The sequence below is a fragment of the Bacillus sp. FSL P2-0099 genome (assembly GCF_038007445.1).
Taxonomy (GTDB): Bacteria; Bacillota; Bacilli; order Bacillales; family Bacillaceae_G; genus Bacillus_A; species Bacillus_A mycoides.
Genome location: NZ_JBBOXE010000001.1, coordinates 3,130,173 through 3,150,084, shown reverse-complemented (window position 1 = coordinate 3,150,084; position 19,912 = coordinate 3,130,173). Strand labels below are relative to the sequence as shown.

Sequence of the window (19,912 nt, the reverse complement as noted above, 5' to 3'; positions counted from 1 at the left end):
GTAAGAATCCTTGTCTCAAAAGTCTTATCGTCGTTAAATCTTTCGTTTTTAATTCAGCAAACAACTTTACGTTGTAAATCCGCATTTTCGGGACGCTACCCCTTATTGAACTAACGCATCTGTTCGTTTAAGTGTAACTCTTCACAATTACTTGATATTATATAGGTGAATAGAAAGATAAATTAAAATTTAGTTTCGTAGTTGTAAAAGGAGGTTATTTATATTATTCTCTTATAATTTTCCAAAAAGGAGAGTTTATGAAAAAGATTATTGTTTTTGTATTAACGATATTTATATTATTCTCAGGATTCGCAACACAAAGTTATGCGTTGTCAGATTCGCAATCTGCGGCAATACAAGCGTTGCTAGATGATGCCTGTCGTATATCAGGTGTGCCGGGAATGTCAATCTCAATACTTGCTGATGATGAAGTGTTCTACTTTTCTTCAGGGTATGCAGACCGTGAAAAGGGGTTGTCTGCAAGTGAAAATACACTCTATGAGTTAGCCTCGGTCAGTAAAGCTTTTACCGGTATGGGTATTATGCTGTTGGAAGAGCAAGGGCTGCTCTCAATGACTGACCCTGTCCAAAAATATTTACCTTGGTTTACGTTAAAGTATCAAGGGAAACCTGTTGATATGCAAAGTCTTACACTAAATAACTTTCTTCACCATACCAGTGGTCTAACAAATATTAGGCATACTCAAAATATTCCACAAGGCAATACACCGGATATGTTGCAAAAGACTGTGGAAATGCTCGTGGATGCTGAATTGGCGTTCCCTCCCGGTGAACAGTATGACTATGGAACCGTTAATTATGACGTATTGGGTTTGGTTATTGAGATTGTGTCGCGACAAAGCTATGAAGACTTTATGAAGGAACAGGTATTTCAGCCGTTAGGTCTTCACCAGACGTATGTTTATAAAGAAGATGCTCAAGCCACTGGACAGTTGGCACAGGGCTACCGTTCTTCCTTTTTTATGACAACTCCATTTAAAGCTCCGGATTATGCTGGGAATAAACCCGCAGGCTACATCATTTCTAATACAAAAGATATGGCGCGTTGGATGGGCATACAGATGGGTATCGTGCAGGACATACCCGAAATATTTCACACGGTTATCGAAAAATCACATAGGGGTGATATGTCTGTTTCGGCTGTCAACGGTATGTATTATGCGGCAGGCTGGTCCGTAAACGCCGAACAAACGATTATAGAACACACTGGGGGCAATCCAAATTTCAGAACCGAAGTAGCCATACTGCTAAATGAACGAACAGCCGTCTCCTTGCTGAGCAACGGCGCAAATACCAATATAAACATGGTACTAAAAGTTAAAGATATATTAGAAGGCAATCTAACTCAGTCATATGAAATAAGCGGCACACAGCTTTTGGATATCATTTTGTCGTCTATCACAATTATTCTTTGCCTATTGGCCGTTTTGCTATTTCTCTTAGGATTACGCAGAAGGAAAACGAATGAGCGGCAGCCAATGACAAAAAAGAGAATAACCGTAACAGTTATTTTCCTGATCGCTACGATTGCCCTGGGTATACTGTGCTGTGCTTTAGATTGGTCAACAATACTTATTTGGCAAACATATAGTGTTCTTACAGCTTTGATTTCGTCAGCATTATTAACAGCAAGCATTACATGGTTTGTATACACTCACCGATAAAATACCTCGCTCCCAAGATAAGCATAATGTTAAGTAATTAAATTTCAATTTATCGGTATGCTTAATTTGAAAAACATAAGACACTTCGGTGTCTTTTTTAATATCATCGACAATTTTCCCAGTCAAACCTAATTACTATTGCTTCCACTAACCTGCTCCGTTCGTGGAATAAAGATTTTTAAACAACTATAATATTTTTTAAATGACTTTATTGTAAATTAAACAACTTTATTATTTCTGCACAATAAACACCTTATTTTTGGGGGATTTGAATCAATATGATACTGTTTACATGTACTGTCATGTAGGGAATTATATTTTTTGCACCTGAACTGTTTGTACTATTTGTAGGATTTTCTGTTTTTTTGTCGAATGTATCTTTAATGCAAGGAGGGACATTACATGATTATTAAAGACTATTTCATCAATCTTTCTATTTTTTCTTTATTAGTTAGCGCAGCGATATTTATTCAAGTGTTTTTGATTCATTCCAGACGATATTTCGAAAAATTCTATGGAGGGATTATTGCAGTTACTTTGATGCTCTTTTCTTTTCCATACATGGGATTTTCCTACGATCTTCGAGTTGTTCCTCTTATTCTATCTTTTATTTACTTTGGTCGCATTGCTGGTTGGATTACGTTAATTAGCATTATTATAATGCGTATCTTTTACATTGGAGGTTACTGGGAACCTCCTGTGATTGCTTATTTAGGTTTGGGTATCCTATTTGTTACTTTTAAAACATATTTTAAAAACCTTCATCCTTTTAAAAGTGCATCTTTATATTTTTCTGTTTTTGTCGGAATAAAGTGGTTAGTTGGTGTATTCTTTAATACTATGTTACTTTACACTGGAGGCTTATTATATATAGCTTTAGGGCTTTTAATTGGGCTATTTCTTATGGAAGCCTACCAGAGATTATATTATTTAACACAGGACTTATCTAAAATGAATCGGGAATTAAAAAAATCCAAGCAAGAACTCACAGATACCGTACATGAGCTTCAAGGAGGGATTTTTAAATTTAAAAAAGTGGGTAAGCACTTTATACACACTTTATGTGATGGACAGTTTTATTATCAAAAAGGATTTTATTCTGAACAGGTGGTAGGGAAAAGCTTACGGACTATTGATGCTTCTATTGTTCCACCACATTTAGTTCCACAATTGATGAAGTATTATCTTCAGGCATGGGAAGGGAAAGAAATTATATTCGAATTACCCTGGCCAGATGATAAAACGATTATTCTTATTGCACTTAGGCCGATTAAACGAAATGGACAAGTTATTGAAGTTGTTGGTTCTACAGTCGATATAACCGAAAGGAAAAAGGTAGAATCAGAATTAAGAGCTACCAAAGAATTACTAGAATCATTTATAAAGCATAATGTAGATGCTATTACCATTTCTGATCGAGAAGGGCATATTTTACAAGCAAATAAAGCTTATGAAAAGATATTTGGATGGTCATTACAAGAAATCATAGGTAAGAGATTACCCTGTGTACCAGATTTCTTAATGGAAGAATCACTTAAAAATATTCAGAAAATTCTAACAGGGGAATCCGTAGTTACCAGATTAGAAACTGTTAGACGACGTAACGATGGAAGTCTTCTTGATGTCAGTCTGACAGTTTCTCCTATACTAGACGTAAGAGGAAATGTGATAGCTTTATCTGCAATATGTAGAGACATCTCTGAAAGAAAACAAGCAGAAAGAGAACGACATCGATTACACCAACAATTAAAAGATAGTGAAATGAAGTACCGTGCACTAATCGAACAAGCAACTGATGCAGTATATGTAGTAGAGCTGAATGAAAATCATGTTCCAAGTCGATTCATTGAGGTAAATCCTGTTGGTTGTAAAAGATTTGGATATAGTAGGGAAGAGCTGCTCTCGTTACCATTTCCAAATGTAGTACCACAAGATTCTAAAATGATTGTAAGGTTGTTAGAAAAAATTAGAGAGGGACAAACTTCCTTCACTTTGCAAGATGAATATGTTTTTCCGACAGGAAAAATAATAACAACTGAGTTTAGTGTCCGTGTTTTTAACTTAAATGGTAAAAAAGTTTTCCTAAGTATTTCTCGTGATATCACTGAACGGCTAAAAACAGAAGAATTACTACGGAAATCTGAAAAACTTGCTGTCGTAGGACAATTAGCGACTGCAATGGCTCATGAAATTAATAATCCATTAACCGCGATGAAAGGGTTTATACAATTACTAAAATCAACGGAAACTGAGAATAATCGGGGTTATATAAATATAGTATCATCAGAGATTGAGCGTATAGAAAGTATTACTAATGAATTTATGGCGGTAGCCAAACCACAGGTGGTAAAGATACAACCTAGTGATATTAGTGTGCTAATGGATCAAGTTTTAATGCTACTGCAACCTCAAGCAATGATGAATAATATAAAAATTAGAATTGATTTTACACCTGATATTCCACTGATTCCATGTGAAGGAAATCAATTAAAACAAGTATTTGTTAATATTATAAAAAATGCAATTGAATCCATGCCAACGGGAGGAGAAATTTTGATTCAATTTGATAAACTTGATAATAATCAAATAAGGATTCGCTTTATCGATCAAGGGTGTGGGATTCCAAAAGAACGTATACCATATTTAGGAGAACCTTTTTACAGTATTAAGGAAGAGGGAATCGGCTTAGGATTAATGGTCTGTTATAAAATTATTGAAACACACCAGGGGAAGGTATTTATTGAGAGTGAAGTGAATAAGGGGACTATAGTTGAAGTCACTCTCCCAATTTGCACACTTCAAAATTAATACATTCTTTTACTGAAATTTTATAAGTTAGTGAGCAGTTAGCTTTGGCTAGCTGCTTTTTTGTATATATTGTAATCGATTCTTCATATTACGGCTTTTTGATGTTTCATATATAGATTTTACAGCTTTTAAAAACTCTGTAAGTGTTTTGTAATATTTACGAGAGACTTTTTTAACAGTTATGAGAGAGAAAAGAAAGATTTGTTATATATGATGAAATTAATCTTACTAGTAGGTGTTCTAATTGACCTAGAAACCAAGGAGGAAAAATAACAATGAAACAATTGAAGCCAGCAATTAGTGTATTAGGTAGTGTATCGATGGCATTGACTTTAGCATCTCCTGCTTTAGCAGATGTAAAACAACCGAATCCAGGAGGTACAGTTGAAATATTCAAAGAGAATGCAAATGCAAAAAAGAAGATAAGAATTTCACGCTTGGATCTGATGGGGAAATAGGTTCGCTCATTACACAAAACATTGAAATGGCAAACAATAATTGGGACAAAGATGGTATTTCTAACGACTTAGAGATTAATGGATATAAAATTGAATTCAATTCACAAACTGGAAAAAATGAAGCGAAAGCATGGGATCTCGAGAAGGATAAAGGGAAACCAAAATTTATATCGAATCCTATGAATGCAAATACGGATGGTGTAAATTAGTGGATATTACCAAAGTATTACTTTAAGTTAAGATTATAAAAAGAAGTTCCTTTTTTCTGAAAATGAATATTAATGCAAAATTAATGATTAATATTCGGAAATGATTTTATAGTTCACTAATTTAATACTTGCTATCTATATTAATCATTTATTGTAACAGCTTTCATGTCCAAAATTAAATGTTTCAACAAAGGATAATATAAGTATCATTATAATGATTTTCCAATATAATCAATGTGTTAATGAAAGGAACTCTGTGTTATTTTTGCTTTTCTACTAACTAATACAGCTTCAAACAAGGGACACAATTGCTACATGCTAAGTGTAATCTATTACCCATTCAAGATTCTGTTTATTCAATCTTTCTAAAAATAAAAAAATATTGTACTCATAAATATACAAGCTATAATGAGGGCGTCGAGAAAGAATTTATTACCTCTAGAGAAAGTATCAAACCTAGTTTTTTTGCAAAAATCCTAATGACATTGTAAGTAACCTTTTAAATTTGGACATACTGACATGATTACTCTAAGAAAGGTATGTGATCAAAAGGAAAAGTGTATTTGACATGATAATGAAAGCGTATTCAATAGGGTCTTGTTTTGAATCAATCATTTTAATAACTTAGATTCAACTGCAATTAAAAATAATAAATTATGGGGGTGCTTATATGAACATGAATGTAGCATCTATTAAAGAAAAAAAGGTTGTTAAATACAAAAGTTGTTTTGATGTGATTGGGCCCATAATGATAGGTCCTTCAAGTTCACATACTGCAGGTGCTTTGGCTATTGGAACGGTAGCCAATAAATTATTTCAAGGTCTTCCAAAAAAAGTCGTGGTAAGGTATTATGAATCATTTTCTGAAACCCATAAAGGCCACGGAACTGATTTTGCAATTATTGCTGGGATATTAGGATTTGCTGCCGATGACAGCAAAGTGCCAGATGCTATTGAAATAGCAGAATCTAAAGGAATTGAAATTACCTTTATTGAAGAAGCAGGTGATAGTCCTGCTGGCCATCCAAATACGGCAGATGTATATTTAGAGGATGAAAATCGAAGTATTAGAACGATGGGGATTTCGGTTGGCGGTGGATTAATTGAAATCAAACATGTTGAAATTGACGGATTTAGCTTAGACCTGCAGGGGCCATTGCCAGTTATTATTGCAATTTCCGAAAGAGCTGACTTTGAATTTGTTTTACGCAGGATTTTTAAACAATATGATGTAGAAATTAATAACTTTCATAGTTTAGAAGAAAATAGGAAATATTTATATGCATTCGCATTGGATTCGCTATTGTCTGGTAATGTCCAGGAGGAATTAGGAAATTTAAGCAATATAGCTAAGCTCATTATTCTTTAGTTACATTAAGGAGTGAAAAAATATGTATATGGCCATAAAAGAAATTGTGGATGCAACTAATAAAAGCCAAAAGACAATTTATGAATTAGCAATTGAACAGGAAATTGAACAAACTAAATCTACTTATGAAGAAGTTTGGAGTAAAATGGAACGAAATTTAGCGACTATGCAAAATGCTATAAATAAAAGTATCGAGGGCGACGGTGTATTTTCTCCAACTGGTTTAACCGGAGGTGATGCTGTTAAAATTAAAAACTATCGAGAAAATAGGAAAACCCTTTCTGGAGATTTGATGGTGTTAGGAATCCAAAGTGCTATCGGTGTTAATGAAGTAAATGCTGCATTAGGAGCTATTTGTGCAACTCCAACAGCAGGTGCGAGTGGGACGATTCCGGGAGTACTATTTAGTATTAAAGATACGTTGGAGTTAAGTCATGAAGATATGATTCATTTTCTATTTACTTCAGCGTTATTTGGAACGATAGTCGCAAACAACGCTTGTATTTCAGGAGCGTACGGAGGATGTCAAGCTGAAGTAGGCAGTGCCTCAGCAATGGCGGCTTCAGCTGCGGTTGAAGCTGCAGGTGGAACGCCACAGCAATCTTCTGAAGCTTTTTCGATTGCATTACAAAATTTACTCGGTTTAGTTTGTGATCCGGTCGCTGGTTTAGTAGAAATTCCTTGTGTAAAGAGAAACGCCATTGGAACTGCAAATGCTTTAGCAGCAGCGGACATCGCATTAGCCGGCGTAAACAATATCATCAATGCTGACGAAGTTATTGAAGCGATGTATAGAGTTGGAAGACAGATGCCTCGCGAATTAAGAGAGACAGGTTTAGGTGGAATTGCAGCTACACCTACAGGGATTGCAATTAAAAATAAAATCTTTGGAGAGAAATAATAAAATCAATGAACAATTATCGGGTATATTGTGAAAAAGTTAACAATCTATTCTCTATTGTTCGCCTAAGGATGTCTGTATATTGGGGGAATTACTAATAAAATATACTACTATATAATTGAAACATTTTGTAAGTGGTAACAACCCCGTCAAGTTGATGCTTCGCTAATTTTTTGATTTTGATTAACTTAGAAGAAGGATATACGATGTGGCGCACTTTATAAGCAATTCATTTTTCAAGAACGGTCTATATTCCAATGCCTTAAATAGAGAAGTAAGAATAGGAAACTAGGAGGAATTATTATATGAATGGGAATACTGCAAAAAACATAGAATTTCAAGTTGATAATACTGCAGTAAAAAATGAGAAATATCTAGACCCTAAAAAGTGGCATAAACAGGATACTACCTGGGCATTGAGTCTATTTGGAACAGCAATTGGAGCAGGAGTACTCTTCTTACCTATTAATGCAGGTTCAGGTGGTTTATTATCATTGCTGTTAATTACCATACTTGCATACCCTGTTATGTATTACTCACATAGGGCGCTTGCTAAAATGATATACGCTTCGAATTCTGCAGACGAGGGGATTACAGGTACAATAAGAGAGTATTTCGGAAATAAAGCAAGTATCATTTTTAACATTGTATATTTCGTCTCAATTTATACGATCGTGCTGATGTATTCGGTTGCACTTACAAATACTGCAAGTAGTTTTATTGTGCATCAATTGCACATGCCGGAGCCTCCAAGGGCCATTTTATCACTTGTATTAGTACTCGGTCTTATCACTATACTAAATTTTGGTCAAGATATTACTGTAAAGATAATGAGCATGCTAGTATACCCTTTCATTGTTTCTCTACTTTTTATCGCAATATCTTTAATTCCACAGTGGAATACGTCAATGCTAAGTTTTTCAAGTGTTTCTACTGCTTCAACTGGAACAGGATATTTTGGAACAATATGGATGATACTACCGATCATAGTATTCTCGTTTAATCATTCTCCTATGATTTCGTCATTCGTTATGAAACAAAGAGCTACGTATGGAATAGATGCTACTGATGCCAAGTGTGCTCAAATACAAAAAGTTTGTTATATCATGACATTCGCTGTTGTTATGTTCTTTGTTTGGAGCAGTACTTTAAGTTTGACTCCAGATGATCTTAAGGTGGCAAAAGAACAGAACTTGTCAATCCTATCATATCTTGCTAATGAGCTTAATTCGCCAGTAATCACTATTGCGGCTCCTATCATTGCATTTGTGGCTATTACAAAGTCTTTCCTTGGCCATTATATAGGAGCGTATGAGGTAATGCGTGACATGATTATCAAGTCAGGTAAAAAACGTGGGAAAGATATAGGAGAGAAAACAGTTAAGACAATGATTCTTACTTTTGTCGTATTAACATGCTGGTATGTTGCTTATGCAAATCCAAGTATTCTTGGACTTATTGATGCCCTTAGCGGTCCGTTAGTTGCTGCTATCTTATGTCTATTACCAATGTATGCGATCCATAAAGTACCAGTACTAGCTAAATACAAAGGGAAAACGAGCAATGTATTTGTCATTATTATAGGTATCCTTACTGTCCTAGCGAGTATTAAGTCATTATTCTAATTCACTATTGTTGGTTCTCATGCAAAAATAGTGGGATATGAAAAAAGAACGAAAGATTCCTAGCGGAATTGAATCTTATATTGTTAAACCAAAGAGATTATGGTTTTGGACAAACTTCTCACATTGGAGTGTTTGTCCTTTTTTAATCATATGCATAACTTCTATTTGGTCGCAGCATGGCATATAAGATACTTAGAAGTACAGCGGCAGAGTTCGGATTAGATGAGATAGGTACACATACATTACGTAAGACATTCGGATATCATATGTACATGCAAACAAAGAATATAGCCTTGTTAATGGAGATATTCAATCATTCATCCGAAAGAGTTATATTAAGATACATAGGTGTGAACCAAGATGCAATGGATAAGGCAATGATTAGGTTTAAAATCTAATCATTGCTTCTTTCTTTTTAATTGTATACAGTTACTCATTTTTATTGAGTTGTGTAACTCGAAAGAGCAATTAATATAAAGTTATGAATATTAAGGGATTTGGTGTTTGGCTTAGTTACTCAAAATATAAGATATGGGTAACTGCAGGTATCAAGGTATAAAATAGTGTATATACATAAATATAAAATATAAGGGGGAGGTAATTGTAATTCATGTTAAATGAAGAACTATTAGAAGTAATAATTAAATATAGAAGGAATACAGGAAGAAATCCTGATATGTTAAAGTTAAATCCAACTTATTTTAAAAATATGCTAGAAGAGTTGAGTTATCCAAAGTGGATTATTAAAAAGAAAATGACAGAAATGAAAAAAAGTATATTCGGTGTACCAGTGGAATTAATAGATGTAGTGGAAAGATTTGAACTATGAAAAAGTGGCAGAGTCGTGACCGCTTTTTGTCAGGAAATATGCCGGTTATTTTGGGATTTTCGTGTTATATTTGTATTGTGAGAAGTGGCGGAAAACACAACTCACTATGTTATTTTTAAAATTCTAAACGGTTCGTAATGATGGCACATAAATCCGAAATCAGCAGATGATACTGATTGAATGTGACCGTTATTAAGGAGAGATTTTGCTCTTTTTCCAGTTACTTAATATTGTTACATAGATAAGTATAAACAAAGTTAGGTGGTTGGAATAAGAATAAAACTTCATTTACCGTAATTGAAGTACAAATTAATACTTAATGAAAAAAGCATTCATTAGGGTGCTTTTTATTTTACAAAAATTATATAAGTCGTGTGAGAGTTGAAAAAATAGTATATTATCTTTCCTAATGTACATATTAAGTAAAGCGTTTAATATCGTACATAAAAGGCGGGGTAATATGAGTGAAAATAAGAAAAATGAAGAATTGAATAAGGTGAAGAAGTATTATTTTAATGAGGATAATCAGCCAGTAGCTGGTATAGAGTTAACTTTGCCGCCTGATATAGGAAGCATGTTAGACCCGAAATCAGATGATGATGTTGAAAGTAGAGATATTGATAATGAATAAATTTAATCTAAGCATCCATTAGGTGCTTTTTATTTTGAAGGAAGATGAAGGAAAGGAGATGCGTTTAATGGATGAAGTTAAAATAATTAAAGTAATTGAAATAGAAGGAAACAAAATACAATTTATCACCGGCAAGGTTTGGGCTGAACCTTCATGTGACTATGTTCCGATTCCTAGTGAATATCTTGTTAAATAGAAGTGAAAATAGGAGTTTTCCTTAAACATTTATTATAGTCAGGAATATGAGTATAGAAAAAAAACTGATTTTATTAATGCTGGGGGTAATTGATGTGGATATAACACAAAGTATGGCAAGAATAGTGGTTAATGAGAAAGATCTTCCGTTTACTTAAGTTAGAACTACTGCATGGGATATTGGACCTGTGAATGATTTAATTGTTTCAACTAGACAGAGAGTGAATGAGTTTCACGAACTTATGTGGTCGCAGGTGCCAGTTATGCTCACGATGTAATTTATTCAAGGGGCGGATTTAATGAGATTTGCCACGATTATTGGAATTGATGAAAGGATACGTGGAGAATATATATATATCATTTCTCATGGGGATAAAACGAATTTAAAGTAGCCTAATAGCTCCTTTAAATTTGTTTTATAAATATGATTCGTTTAGCATCCATTTGGGTGCTTTTGATTTTGGAGGAGAATGAAGAATCAAACTAACTAAACAAGAACAAACAGCTATTATTGGCAATTTAATAAATCATGCTATTGGTTTGGAGTTAGTAAAGGAACACATTGCACCGCTGAAATTAAAAAAGGCTGTAGCTTTGTATAATGAAATTAGTGATGATATGACACCGAAACAAACAAGAGAATCACTTATTAATGTATTGGATAAAACGATTGATGTATTCTTAGTGAATAAGGAGTGAGGATAGATGTGTGAACATAAGTATCAAGTGTTAGATAGCGAGACTACTTCTTTCTATATTAAGCGGGGTCTTGTGGACTAAACGGTTCGGTTGGCGTAAACTGTTCATTCAACACCGTATTCCCTTGCTGAATTACTCTCGCAAAGTTAATGCCCCATGTGTTTATGATAGCTGGACGGATAGGGTCTACCGGTTGCGTCACCCGAACTACGTATATAGGATCTTGCGGTTGTATCGGATCAGTTGGGCTAAACACCCTTATACTAAACAGCTGTCGAGGTGGAATCGTAAATGTAACCGGATCAACAAACGGAGTTACTCCTTCGGGTTCGCAATAGATGCAGCCGCCGTTACGCACTTCGCCGTTACCATCGTCGTTAATTAACTCTCCACAAAGGTATCCATAAGAAGGGTATACATCACCATCACAAGTATCTTGATAATTCTGTACCGCATGGTTACGGTCTGTGGTTCGTCTGTTTGATTAAGTGCAGAAACTTGAATGAAGTCTGTGTTTGCGTTACGGAATAAAGGTCCAGATGTTAACGTTTGGTAGCGAGATTCAAAATAACAATCACAGTCGCATTTTTTACGCTTCTTACGATAGCACTTATGTGAACGGTCGTAATAATAGTTTGACATAAAAATCACGTACCGCCTTTTTAGTACATGCTATGCAGAAAATGAAAGTTGTGTTTGGACAGTAAAGTGTGGATGTGTAGATAGGGGAAAATGAAAATAGAAAAACCGCCTATTTAAACGACGGTTTTTATTTTAACGATATTAAAATTTACTTTTAGATAACGCCTTTAATATAGGATTCATAATTTTACTAAATAAACGAACTGCTTTAAAAATAGACCTCATAATCTTCATGGTATTGTTTCCTAATTTCAGATTTTCTATTTCAAAGTCTGATATTCCCGGCTATATTTGGAAAACTGTATGTTTTTTATCTTAAATCGATTATATCTATAAAATCAAGAAAAATTCTGTTATAGGATGCATCAGTGCAAGTTATTAAATTCTTTATCGGATTTATGTCAGTTACAGTCATATATCTAGTAAGCAAATGACCATCTCTATAATAAGTAATCAATATCTTCTCTTCAGAAAGGAATGAACATATTAACTTGTTTTCAATAATTTCTTGTTCGTCTTGGGTTAATGTAGGACGCTCCACTTTTGATTGTTTTTTTACAATCTTACCAATACCGATGACTTTCTTCGGTATCGAAGCGAATTGAGTCCGCTTAGCCGTTCCTATTTCTTTTGGCATATTTGTATCGTTCATGCTGTATATCTCCCTAATTGCTATTAATAACTGTATGATTATATCAAACTTTAGAGATGTTGGTATTGTTTATAAAAAAATATAGTGTATCTCTAATGGGGTTCATATTAAATATAGAACCCAAATCTTTTTTTAATCCAACTAAATTACAAATTGTTTTTTGTAGACTTGTAATATTTACTATACATTTGTATAATTCTACATCGGGATTGATAAATGTTAGATTGAGTTTGGGCAGAGGAATATTTAAAGAATATTTGCTTGGAAGGAAGGAGTAATTAATGGCGGTTATAGGTGCTTTTAGTTTTGTAGCGTGTTTATTGTTGTTATTAGCAGGAATTGTATTTAAAGTAAAGAAAAAGGGTAAGGCAAAGAACATGTTCTTATTCTCATTAGCAGCATTTATCTTATTTGTTGTAATGATAGTTATGTCACCAGCTCCAGATAAATCAGCTACAGCGAAAAATGCAAAAGAAAGTGTAGAGTTTAAAATAGTTAAAGATATCAAGTTTAAAAAGACTGAGCAACGTCAAGTTAGAGTAACTACAGAAAAAACATCCGAAAAAGATCTGGAAGAAATCACAAAAGAAATTCAAGAGCTATATAAAGGAAAAGGATTAGATTCTTTGCATTTATTCATACATAGTCCTAAAGGTGATACTTTCGGAGAATTTAAGGCACATTCATTTATTGCATACACTCAAAAAGGTGCAATTCAAGTTGGATTAGAAAAGCCAAACACATATAGAATTGAAACAAACTAAATGAAAGAAAGAGAGTGTAAGTTCGTGCATACACTCTCTTTCTTTTTTAGTTATTAGTTTTCAATTAGTACAAATTATGTTGAATTAAAATAGTTCAGCTCACTATCCTGTTTTATATTATAAAGAAGAAATTAAAAAATGGGGATTTTCGCTAACCCTCAGTTGGATTCAACCTTGGTATCTGGTCTGATCACTAAATGAATAGCGAAAGAGATGATAAATAATGGGTTACAAAATAGAAGTAGAGGTGATAACAAATGAAAAAAATACTATTAGTTACGTTTTTGCTTATTTTCGGAGTTGGTTCTTGTACAGTTATAAAATTCATAGATGCAGTGAATCCCGTATGGGCTATGTCGTCTCAAGAACAACAAGAAATTAAAGATAAAGCTAAGAAGGCTACAATTGAATACTTTAAGAAAGAAAAAAATGTTGATGTTACTATAACAAATGCTGAATTTTCAGGTGAAATGGGAGGTTTAAAGGTTTTTGTTGATGGATACATCTCTAATGATAAAAATAAGGGTTTTTCTGTTAAGGTATCTACTCATATGGATTATGAAGTAAAAGAATTCTTTGTAGAATAAAAAAGAGACCTAGTTATATAGGACTCTTTTTTTACTTACTTCATACCGAAAAACAAAGGGTATGGGTATACTTTCCTGTTTGATATTTGTTTTGTTTAAAATATTGTTCGTATAGGAAGCGAATAAGCTTCCTATACGAACCACATTACATATTAATAATTTAGAAGGTTTTAAAAATAAAGAGGTGGTTTTTAAATGTATAGTGAGTCAATATATTATCCTTATATAAATTATGATCAATACTTCGATCGTCAATTCCCTGGTCCTCAGATTCCAGGTATACCTGGAATGCCAGGTTTTCCGGGTGTACCAGGTTTTCCGGGTGAACCAAGTTTTCCAGGACAGCAAAGTTCACAAGCTCCAACATCTCCTCCCCCATCATTTATTCCTCAACAATCAACGGCTTCACCATTTGCTGTTGATCCAGGAGCAATTTCATTATGTTTATTTCGAAATACTTATATATGGCTTAGTAATGGTGAACAGTTTTGGTATTTCCCAATTTTTGTAGGACCAAGGTCTGTTGCTGGTTTTAGATGGAACGGTAGGTTTTGGGTTATTTTTGGAGTTGATACGAGAAGGATTATTTCATTTACATGTTTTTAAAAATTATAGAGTAACGATAGAGGTTTAATTATATAAACAAAAGAGGTATTTGAATGAAAAAATTTCAATCATTTGATGGTACAATAACTATGATTAACGATTTTGTAACAGGATCAAACGAAGATATAGGATGTAATAAATTAATGTCCGTAGATAATGGTTATGGGAATCTAATAAATTTTGTAGTGAAACCAAATACGTATTTTATCGACTATGCAACGGTAGTAGTAGGAGATAAAGTAACTGGGTTTTACGATGCCAATGCTCCTGCTCCTCTCATTTTCCCACCACAATTTCAAGCGATTGTTATGGCAAAGTATACACCGCATCAAAATGTAAAAGTGGACTATTTTAATGAACAGTTGGAGAGTAGTGATGGGAAATTAAAATTAAATATTTCTCCTTCTACTCAAATTTTATTAACAAATGGTCAAATCTTCACAGGTAATCTTGTAAATCGAAATTTAATAGCTATTTATAGTTTTACAACAATGAGTATACCAGCTCAAACTACACCATATAAAATCATTGTTTTGTGTCAAAAGTGATTTCTATTCTAAAGGGTCTCTCGGTTTATCAAACTACAATCCTAAGTTGATCAAACTGTTTCCGTTCTTAAGTTGATGGGCATGTATGGTGATCCCACATCCATCAACTTAAGAAAAGCAAATACCTCAAAACAAAAAACACACTCGTTCTGATTAGGAACGAGTGTGTTTAGGTTATCTGAAAGGTACAAACTTCCATGTACTAGGTTTTTGTGTTTTTTCACCTAGTACAATCCAACTTTTCTCTGCATTTATATTCTCATAATTTAATGGATAACCATCTGTAAAAATATTATATTCTGTAGGGTTATCCGGGTTAATTTTAATTTTAAAGTCTGCTAGACTATCAGATTTCTTAGCAAGGTGAACCCAACTAGAATATTTGGACCAATTTAAATATTGATATTGATCATAATTAGAATGCTTCATGCGAAGGTATACGCTTTCACCGTGGTGTAGCTTTGCATCATTATCTTTATAAAATACAAATTCTATAGGTGTACCAGATAAAGCATTGTTCTTATTATTTGCAAGTAAAACATAATCGTAACGATTTGCTACATACCATTCAAACATTAGACCTTGAAAAGGAGATTCACTTGGTACGATATAATAGTTTTTCCCTGCTTCTATAACATTTCCTGCTATATCATAGATTTGTGCAGTTTCTAAACTTGGAGCTTGTACATTTTTAGTAAACGTTTTAAACCAAAGATTTAGGAAACCTGCTGTATTACGCTGAGATTCTCCTAAGCTTCGCTGCACAGCTGGGGTAACCATTTCTTGCCACAATTGCGCCTTACCGCTATTGTAATACTCAAATGTTTTATCATTAGCGATATTTTGAATTTCAGGTTTAGCTACTCGGGCTGCATAATCAATCCATTCTTCAGGTGTAGATAGAGAGTCGTTATAATTCCCTCCAGTAGTGACTGCAAATTGATCTTGAATGGTTGTAACATAATTTTCAAAATAGCTATGATATTTTATAGCCCCCGTATCAATTGCGGTAAAATTTGCTGCATGCATAGGTTGTGTCGCATCTGTAAAGTAGTGCGTGGCTACCCCTAAGTAATAGAAAGCTTTTTCATAGTCTTTATTTCGTAAATGTTTTCCAGATTCTTGAACTTATAGATATTTGAAAAAAAGGAGTAAAATCCGTCTCAAAATGAAAAGAATTCTTATCTTATTGAGCCGAAAGGGGAAATTGCGAAGTTATATTTTAAAATCTGTATTAGAATTAAAAATCACTGTATGTTCACATAAACAAAGTACAATAAAGAATACTTTTTCCAGGAATATAGGAAACATTCTTTTTCAATATAAAAACAATCAAGTTTTGGGTAAAGCACAACCTATTTAGTCTTAAGTGGTTAAAGTTACCCGTATTGCATTGAAATTTTTTTAACATGTATTTATATGCTAGCTATACCCTATAAGCAACCATGTAATCAATACTAAAATGTATAGGTGAATGTATCTGCAACTAAAAGATATTCATACTGATGAAAGGTGCATGATGCATTTTGTTGGATGAACATAAAAGAATTATAAAAAGGGGGAAAAATAAACACTCTACAACTTCGCACGAAATAACAATTTAATGAACACTTGGATAATATACGTATCTCTCTCTTCTTTATTTTTTAACTAAAAGAATTAATTATAGGTATAATATTCATGAAGTAATTATTACTTTGTACACAGTTAAGAATTTATTTGTATGATGGTTTGATTTTTGAAAAAAGAACAAAGAAATTATTAACTATAAAGGTAAATAATGAAGTAAATGTGAAATTAATAAAAAAAGCGAATATAGATAAAAATTTTTTTATATGAAAAAATAGATGTGATTAGATTATCAGAGAAAATTCAATAACTTCAATTGTGAAAAGATAAAAAAGGAGCGGAAATACGCTCCTTTTTTATTTATCTTACTATTTTTAGGGGAATTATATGGATAAGACTTTTATTAATGGAAATGTATTTAATTTTTTTCTGGAATATATGTGAAATGTTGTATAAAATAATCAAGAAAGTCAAAAATTATGGGGGGAAGTTGTGAAAAAAAATAAGAGTTTAATAAGTTTTTTAGGAGTGTGTATCATGTTGTTTTCTTTTTGTTTCCAGGGAAATGTACAGGCAGATGTAAATACTGTTCAATCCGGAAAAATAAAATCAGGAAACGTAACGGTATGGGAAGTAGGCAATGTAGAGAAAGTGTTAGCTGATGTAGAGCGCTTGAATTTAAATACGGTGAATGTACCGGTCCAAGTTGATATTCCGAATGTGAATTCTGCTAATATGGTAATTAATCAGGCGCAAAAGAAACAAGCTATTATTTTAATTCAAGAATTATTAAAGCGTAATATTCAAGTTATAGTGGAACCATTCCCATTTATTCAGCAAGGAAATATTGGAGAAACAGAGTGGAACCCTAGTAATATTAACGATTTCTTCTGGAATTGGAAAACGGTTGTTTTACAAGATATTTTTAATTCCATTACAAGTAAGTATAATATTTATGGGCTGAAAATCGCTTCTAATTTCGTGAATATGGAATATGCAGAAGGATACTGGAGCGATACAATTGATTTTGTTCGTAAACAGTATAAAGGAAATGTTTTGTATCAAATGAATTGGTGGTTAACTGCAAGCTTTGATCCTTCTTTTGAGGCGAAATTTAAAGAGAAAATAAATCGTCCGTATTTAAAAAAGGTGGACATTGTAAGTATTGATAGTTGGTTTGAAGTTTCAGGAAAAAGAAATCCATCATACGAAGAAGTAAAACAAAGCTTATTTGCGACGACAGTATACAATCGTGGCCAAAATGTCATTCAGCAACTTGAGACATTACATAAAACAACTGGAAAGCCAGTTTATTTTGGTGGATTTAATGTGCCAGCACGTGAACTTGGACTACAAAGCCCGTGGAACCCAGATGTTACGAATGTGTTTTCGAAAGATGTACAACTTAACGGGTGGCGTGCTTACCGAGATGTATTAGAAGCGAAGCCATATTTTAAAGGTTTTTCAATTTGGTTTATCGGATCTAATGATAGTAATCATTCATATCAAATACATAGTAAAGAAGCAGAGACAGTTATTAATGGCTGGTATCGAAAATAAATTTTATAAAATAGGTAAGTTTTAGAATCTATTACATATATTTTAGTGAAAGGCCTTTCACCATCTTATCACCTAGGGGGCAATCATAATGAAATTTTTGTCATACCTTACAGTAATTTTGGTGATTCTTGGCGGTTTGAATTGGTTGTTTGTGGCGTTAGATTATAATGTAGTTGAGAAATGGTTTGGTTCTATGCCGGCGCTTGTGGATACTATTTATTGGCTCTTTGGTCTTTCAGCTATTTATCAAATTTTCGATCGGTTCTTTACGAGTAAGTAGCTATTATACTTAATTACTAGAGTGTTAAGTACGATTATGTACTTAACACTTTTTTGTATGTTTATAAAAAGCAGGGTGCACATGCAAGCGATTCCATTGCGTCTTGCACCGTAATAACGGAAAACAAATTGACCGTGTATTGTATATAGGTTATAATTCAGAAAGTTTAAAAAATAATAAAAATGAGAAATAGGGAGGTTATCTGGGTGATGGAGAGAGTGTATAATTTTTCAGCAGGACCATCTATACTCCCTTTGCCAGTTTTAGAGAAAGTGCAAAAGGAGCTTGTAAATTATAACGGGACAGGCATGTCTGTTATGGAAATGAGCCATAGATCTTCTTATTTCCAAAGTATTATTGATGAAGCAAGTAGCTTACTTCGTGAATTAATGAACATTCCTGATGAGTATGAAGTTTTATTTTTACAGGGCGGTGCGTCATTACAATTTTCTATGATACCGTTAAATTTAATGAGTACGTATAAAAAAGCTGGGTACGTACTGACAGGTTCATGGTCTAAAAAGGCGCTGCAAGAAGCCGGAAAAGTAGGAGAAGTACAAGTGATTGCTTCTTCTGAAAAAGAGAAGTTTACTACAATTCCTAAAATGGATGATTTACCAAATGATGAAGAACTAGATTATGTACATATTACAACGAACAATACAATTGAGGGGACAAAATATGTGGATATTCCACATTTAGAAAGAGTGCCGCTCGTTGCGGATATGTCCTCAAATATTTTATCAGAACAATATGATGTTACGAAGTTTGGTCTCATATATGCGGGTGCGCAAAAGAATTTAGGGCCAGCGGGTTTAACGATTGTAATTATAAAAAGAGATTTAATTGGCAGTGCAAATAGTACTTGTCCTACGATGTTAAACTATGAAACTTACAGTAAAAATAACTCCCTATATAATACACCGCCAACCTTTAGTATTTATGTAGCAAAACTTGTACTAGAGTGGTTGAAAGAACAAGGCGGGGTATCTGCGATTGAAGAACAAAATAGAATGAAATCTTCACTTCTTTACAATTTTTTAGATGAATCTAAATTGTTTACTTCACCAGTTGATCCCACGTATCGGTCACTTATGAATATTCCGTTTACAACACCGTCAGAGGAGCTTAACAATCAGTTTTTACAAAAATCGAAAGAGCGCGGTTTCGTTACGCTAAAGGGACATCGTTCAGTCGGCGGTATGCGCGCTAGTGTTTACAATGCGATGCCAACCCAAGGTGTACAAGAATTAGTAGACTATATGAAGGAATTTGAGCTTGAAAATAGATAGGGA

General features: G+C 33.5%; 18 protein-coding genes and 4 pseudogenes. 19 read left to right on the top strand and 3 right to left on the bottom strand.

Annotated elements, in window-relative coordinates:
• The first annotated feature begins 257 nt into the window (after positions 1 to 257).
• The 12 genes and pseudogenes from MKY90_RS16185 (at position 258) to MKY90_RS16130 (ending at position 11,409) form a co-directional block, all read left to right on the top strand.
• Positions 258 to 1,685 carry a serine hydrolase domain-containing protein gene (locus MKY90_RS16185; RefSeq protein WP_341091917.1) on the top strand — a complete coding sequence of 476 codons (1,428 nt, stop codon included), beginning with the start codon at positions 258 to 260 and terminating at the stop codon, positions 1,683 to 1,685.
• A gap of 402 nt (positions 1,686 to 2,087) precedes the next feature.
• Positions 2,088 to 4,493: a PAS domain S-box protein gene (locus MKY90_RS16180; RefSeq protein WP_341091915.1), complete on the top strand. Its 2,406-nt coding sequence runs from the start codon at positions 2,088 to 2,090 to the stop codon at positions 4,491 to 4,493.
• Positions 4,494 to 4,768: 275 nt separating this feature from the next.
• Positions 4,769 to 5,151 (top strand): annotated as a pseudogene (locus MKY90_RS16175) (binary toxin-like calcium binding domain-containing protein); the annotation flags it as partial.
• Positions 5,152 to 5,830: 679 nt separating this feature from the next.
• The gene (gene sdaAB / locus MKY90_RS16170; RefSeq protein ID WP_098168142.1) at positions 5,831 to 6,529 is read left to right on the top strand and encodes an L-serine ammonia-lyase, iron-sulfur-dependent subunit beta; all 699 of its coding nucleotides are present in this window, start codon (positions 5,831 to 5,833) and stop codon (positions 6,527 to 6,529) included.
• A 22-nt stretch (positions 6,530 to 6,551) separates the two neighbouring features.
• Entirely contained in the window at positions 6,552 to 7,430 is an 879-nt protein-coding gene (gene sdaAA, locus MKY90_RS16165) for an L-serine ammonia-lyase, iron-sulfur-dependent, subunit alpha (RefSeq protein ID WP_098168143.1), read from the top strand.
• A 305-nt stretch (positions 7,431 to 7,735) separates the two neighbouring features.
• Positions 7,736 to 9,055, top strand: coding sequence for an aromatic amino acid transport family protein (locus MKY90_RS16160; protein ID WP_341091910.1), 1,320 nt, complete (start codon positions 7,736 to 7,738; stop codon positions 9,053 to 9,055).
• 167 nt (positions 9,056 to 9,222) lie between these two features.
• Positions 9,223 to 9,453 (top strand): annotated as a pseudogene (locus tag MKY90_RS16155) (tyrosine-type recombinase/integrase); the annotation flags it as partial.
• A gap of 212 nt (positions 9,454 to 9,665) precedes the next feature.
• Positions 9,666 to 9,884 (top strand): hypothetical protein, encoded by a 219-nt coding sequence (locus tag MKY90_RS16150; protein ID WP_098168145.1) that lies wholly within the window; start codon positions 9,666 to 9,668, stop codon positions 9,882 to 9,884.
• A 460-nt stretch (positions 9,885 to 10,344) separates the two neighbouring features.
• Positions 10,345 to 10,515 carry a hypothetical protein gene (locus tag MKY90_RS16145; RefSeq protein WP_098168146.1) on the top strand — a complete coding sequence of 57 codons (171 nt, stop codon included), beginning with the start codon at positions 10,345 to 10,347 and terminating at the stop codon, positions 10,513 to 10,515.
• A 34-nt stretch (positions 10,516 to 10,549) separates the two neighbouring features.
• A complete protein-coding gene (locus MKY90_RS16140; RefSeq protein ID WP_176523431.1) occupies positions 10,550 to 10,711 on the top strand; it encodes a hypothetical protein in 162 nt (53 codons plus the stop codon).
• A 76-nt stretch (positions 10,712 to 10,787) separates the two neighbouring features.
• Positions 10,788 to 11,086 (top strand): annotated as a pseudogene (locus MKY90_RS16135) (hypothetical protein).
• A 101-nt stretch (positions 11,087 to 11,187) separates the two neighbouring features.
• The gene (locus tag MKY90_RS16130) at positions 11,188 to 11,409 is read left to right on the top strand and encodes a hypothetical protein (protein WP_098168147.1); all 222 of its coding nucleotides are present in this window, start codon (positions 11,188 to 11,190) and stop codon (positions 11,407 to 11,409) included.
• 58 nt (positions 11,410 to 11,467) lie between these two features.
• Here the strand turns inward: MKY90_RS16130 and MKY90_RS16125 are convergent, their stop codons facing one another.
• Together MKY90_RS16125 and MKY90_RS16120 are read right to left on the bottom strand one after the other, a co-directional pair.
• Positions 11,468 to 11,767, bottom strand: coding sequence for a hypothetical protein (locus tag MKY90_RS16125; RefSeq protein ID WP_341091904.1), 300 nt, complete (start codon positions 11,765 to 11,767; stop codon positions 11,468 to 11,470).
• Between the two features lie 594 nt (positions 11,768 to 12,361).
• Positions 12,362 to 12,703, bottom strand: a complete 342-nt coding sequence (locus MKY90_RS16120) for a YolD-like family protein (protein ID WP_098168148.1) — start codon at positions 12,701 to 12,703, stop codon at positions 12,362 to 12,364.
• A 281-nt stretch (positions 12,704 to 12,984) separates the two neighbouring features.
• Here MKY90_RS16120 and MKY90_RS16115 point away from each other — a divergent pair, with 281 nt between their 5' ends.
• The 4 genes from MKY90_RS16115 (at position 12,985) to MKY90_RS16100 (ending at position 15,208) form a co-directional block, all read left to right on the top strand.
• Complete coding sequence (locus MKY90_RS16115; protein WP_098168149.1) at positions 12,985 to 13,467, top strand: hypothetical protein; 483 nt, start codon at positions 12,985 to 12,987, stop codon at positions 13,465 to 13,467.
• Positions 13,468 to 13,724: 257 nt separating this feature from the next.
• On the top strand, positions 13,725 to 14,054 hold the full coding sequence (locus MKY90_RS16110; RefSeq protein WP_098168150.1) for a hypothetical protein: 330 nt from the start codon (positions 13,725 to 13,727) through the stop codon (positions 14,052 to 14,054).
• 195 nt (positions 14,055 to 14,249) lie between these two features.
• On the top strand, positions 14,250 to 14,660 hold the full coding sequence (locus MKY90_RS16105) for a collagen-like protein (RefSeq protein WP_341091900.1): 411 nt from the start codon (positions 14,250 to 14,252) through the stop codon (positions 14,658 to 14,660).
• Positions 14,661 to 14,713: 53 nt separating this feature from the next.
• Positions 14,714 to 15,208, top strand: coding sequence for a hypothetical protein (locus MKY90_RS16100; RefSeq protein WP_098666394.1), 495 nt, complete (start codon positions 14,714 to 14,716; stop codon positions 15,206 to 15,208).
• 174 nt (positions 15,209 to 15,382) lie between these two features.
• Here the strand turns inward: MKY90_RS16100 and MKY90_RS16095 are convergent.
• A pseudogene (locus tag MKY90_RS16095) lies at positions 15,383 to 16,330 on the bottom strand (zinc dependent phospholipase C family protein); the annotation flags it as partial.
• 939 nt (positions 16,331 to 17,269) lie between these two features.
• Here MKY90_RS16095 and MKY90_RS16090 point away from each other — a divergent pair.
• From MKY90_RS16090 to serC, 3 genes are all read left to right on the top strand, one after another.
• Positions 17,270 to 18,337, top strand: a complete 1,068-nt coding sequence (locus MKY90_RS16090) for a glycoside hydrolase family 113 (RefSeq protein ID WP_341091894.1) — start codon at positions 17,270 to 17,272, stop codon at positions 18,335 to 18,337.
• A gap of 88 nt (positions 18,338 to 18,425) precedes the next feature.
• Complete coding sequence (locus tag MKY90_RS16085) at positions 18,426 to 18,617, top strand: DUF378 domain-containing protein (RefSeq protein WP_002084566.1); 192 nt, start codon at positions 18,426 to 18,428, stop codon at positions 18,615 to 18,617.
• 209 nt (positions 18,618 to 18,826) lie between these two features.
• Complete coding sequence (gene serC / locus MKY90_RS16080) at positions 18,827 to 19,909, top strand: 3-phosphoserine/phosphohydroxythreonine transaminase (RefSeq protein WP_063218029.1); 1,083 nt, start codon at positions 18,827 to 18,829, stop codon at positions 19,907 to 19,909.
• The last annotated feature ends 3 nt before the right edge of the window (positions 19,910 to 19,912 follow it).

What these genes read in the sequence shown, in the direction of transcription:
- MKY90_RS16185 (WP_341091917.1), top strand. Translation starts at nt 258, where the DNA reads ATGAAAAAGATTATTGTTTTTGTATTAACGATATTTATATTATTCTCA.
- MKY90_RS16180 (WP_341091915.1), top strand. Translation starts at nt 2,088, where the DNA reads ATGATTATTAAAGACTATTTCATCAATCTTTCTATTTTTTCTTTATTA.
- sdaAB (WP_098168142.1), top strand. Translation starts at nt 5,831, where the DNA reads ATGAACATGAATGTAGCATCTATTAAAGAAAAAAAGGTTGTTAAATAC.
- sdaAA (WP_098168143.1), top strand. Translation starts at nt 6,552, where the DNA reads ATGTATATGGCCATAAAAGAAATTGTGGATGCAACTAATAAAAGCCAA.
- MKY90_RS16160 (WP_341091910.1), top strand. Translation starts at nt 7,736, where the DNA reads ATGAATGGGAATACTGCAAAAAACATAGAATTTCAAGTTGATAATACT.
- MKY90_RS16150 (WP_098168145.1), top strand. Translation starts at nt 9,666, where the DNA reads ATGTTAAATGAAGAACTATTAGAAGTAATAATTAAATATAGAAGGAAT.
- MKY90_RS16145 (WP_098168146.1), top strand. Translation starts at nt 10,345, where the DNA reads ATGAGTGAAAATAAGAAAAATGAAGAATTGAATAAGGTGAAGAAGTAT.
- MKY90_RS16120 (WP_098168148.1), bottom strand. Translation starts at nt 12,703, where the DNA reads ATGAACGATACAAATATGCCAAAAGAAATAGGAACGGCTAAGCGGACT.
- MKY90_RS16115 (WP_098168149.1), top strand. Translation starts at nt 12,985, where the DNA reads ATGGCGGTTATAGGTGCTTTTAGTTTTGTAGCGTGTTTATTGTTGTTA.
- MKY90_RS16110 (WP_098168150.1), top strand. Translation starts at nt 13,725, where the DNA reads ATGAAAAAAATACTATTAGTTACGTTTTTGCTTATTTTCGGAGTTGGT.
- MKY90_RS16105 (WP_341091900.1), top strand. Translation starts at nt 14,250, where the DNA reads ATGTATAGTGAGTCAATATATTATCCTTATATAAATTATGATCAATAC.
- MKY90_RS16100 (WP_098666394.1), top strand. Translation starts at nt 14,714, where the DNA reads ATGAAAAAATTTCAATCATTTGATGGTACAATAACTATGATTAACGAT.
- MKY90_RS16085 (WP_002084566.1), top strand. Translation starts at nt 18,426, where the DNA reads ATGAAATTTTTGTCATACCTTACAGTAATTTTGGTGATTCTTGGCGGT.
- serC (WP_063218029.1), top strand. Translation starts at nt 18,827, where the DNA reads ATGGAGAGAGTGTATAATTTTTCAGCAGGACCATCTATACTCCCTTTG.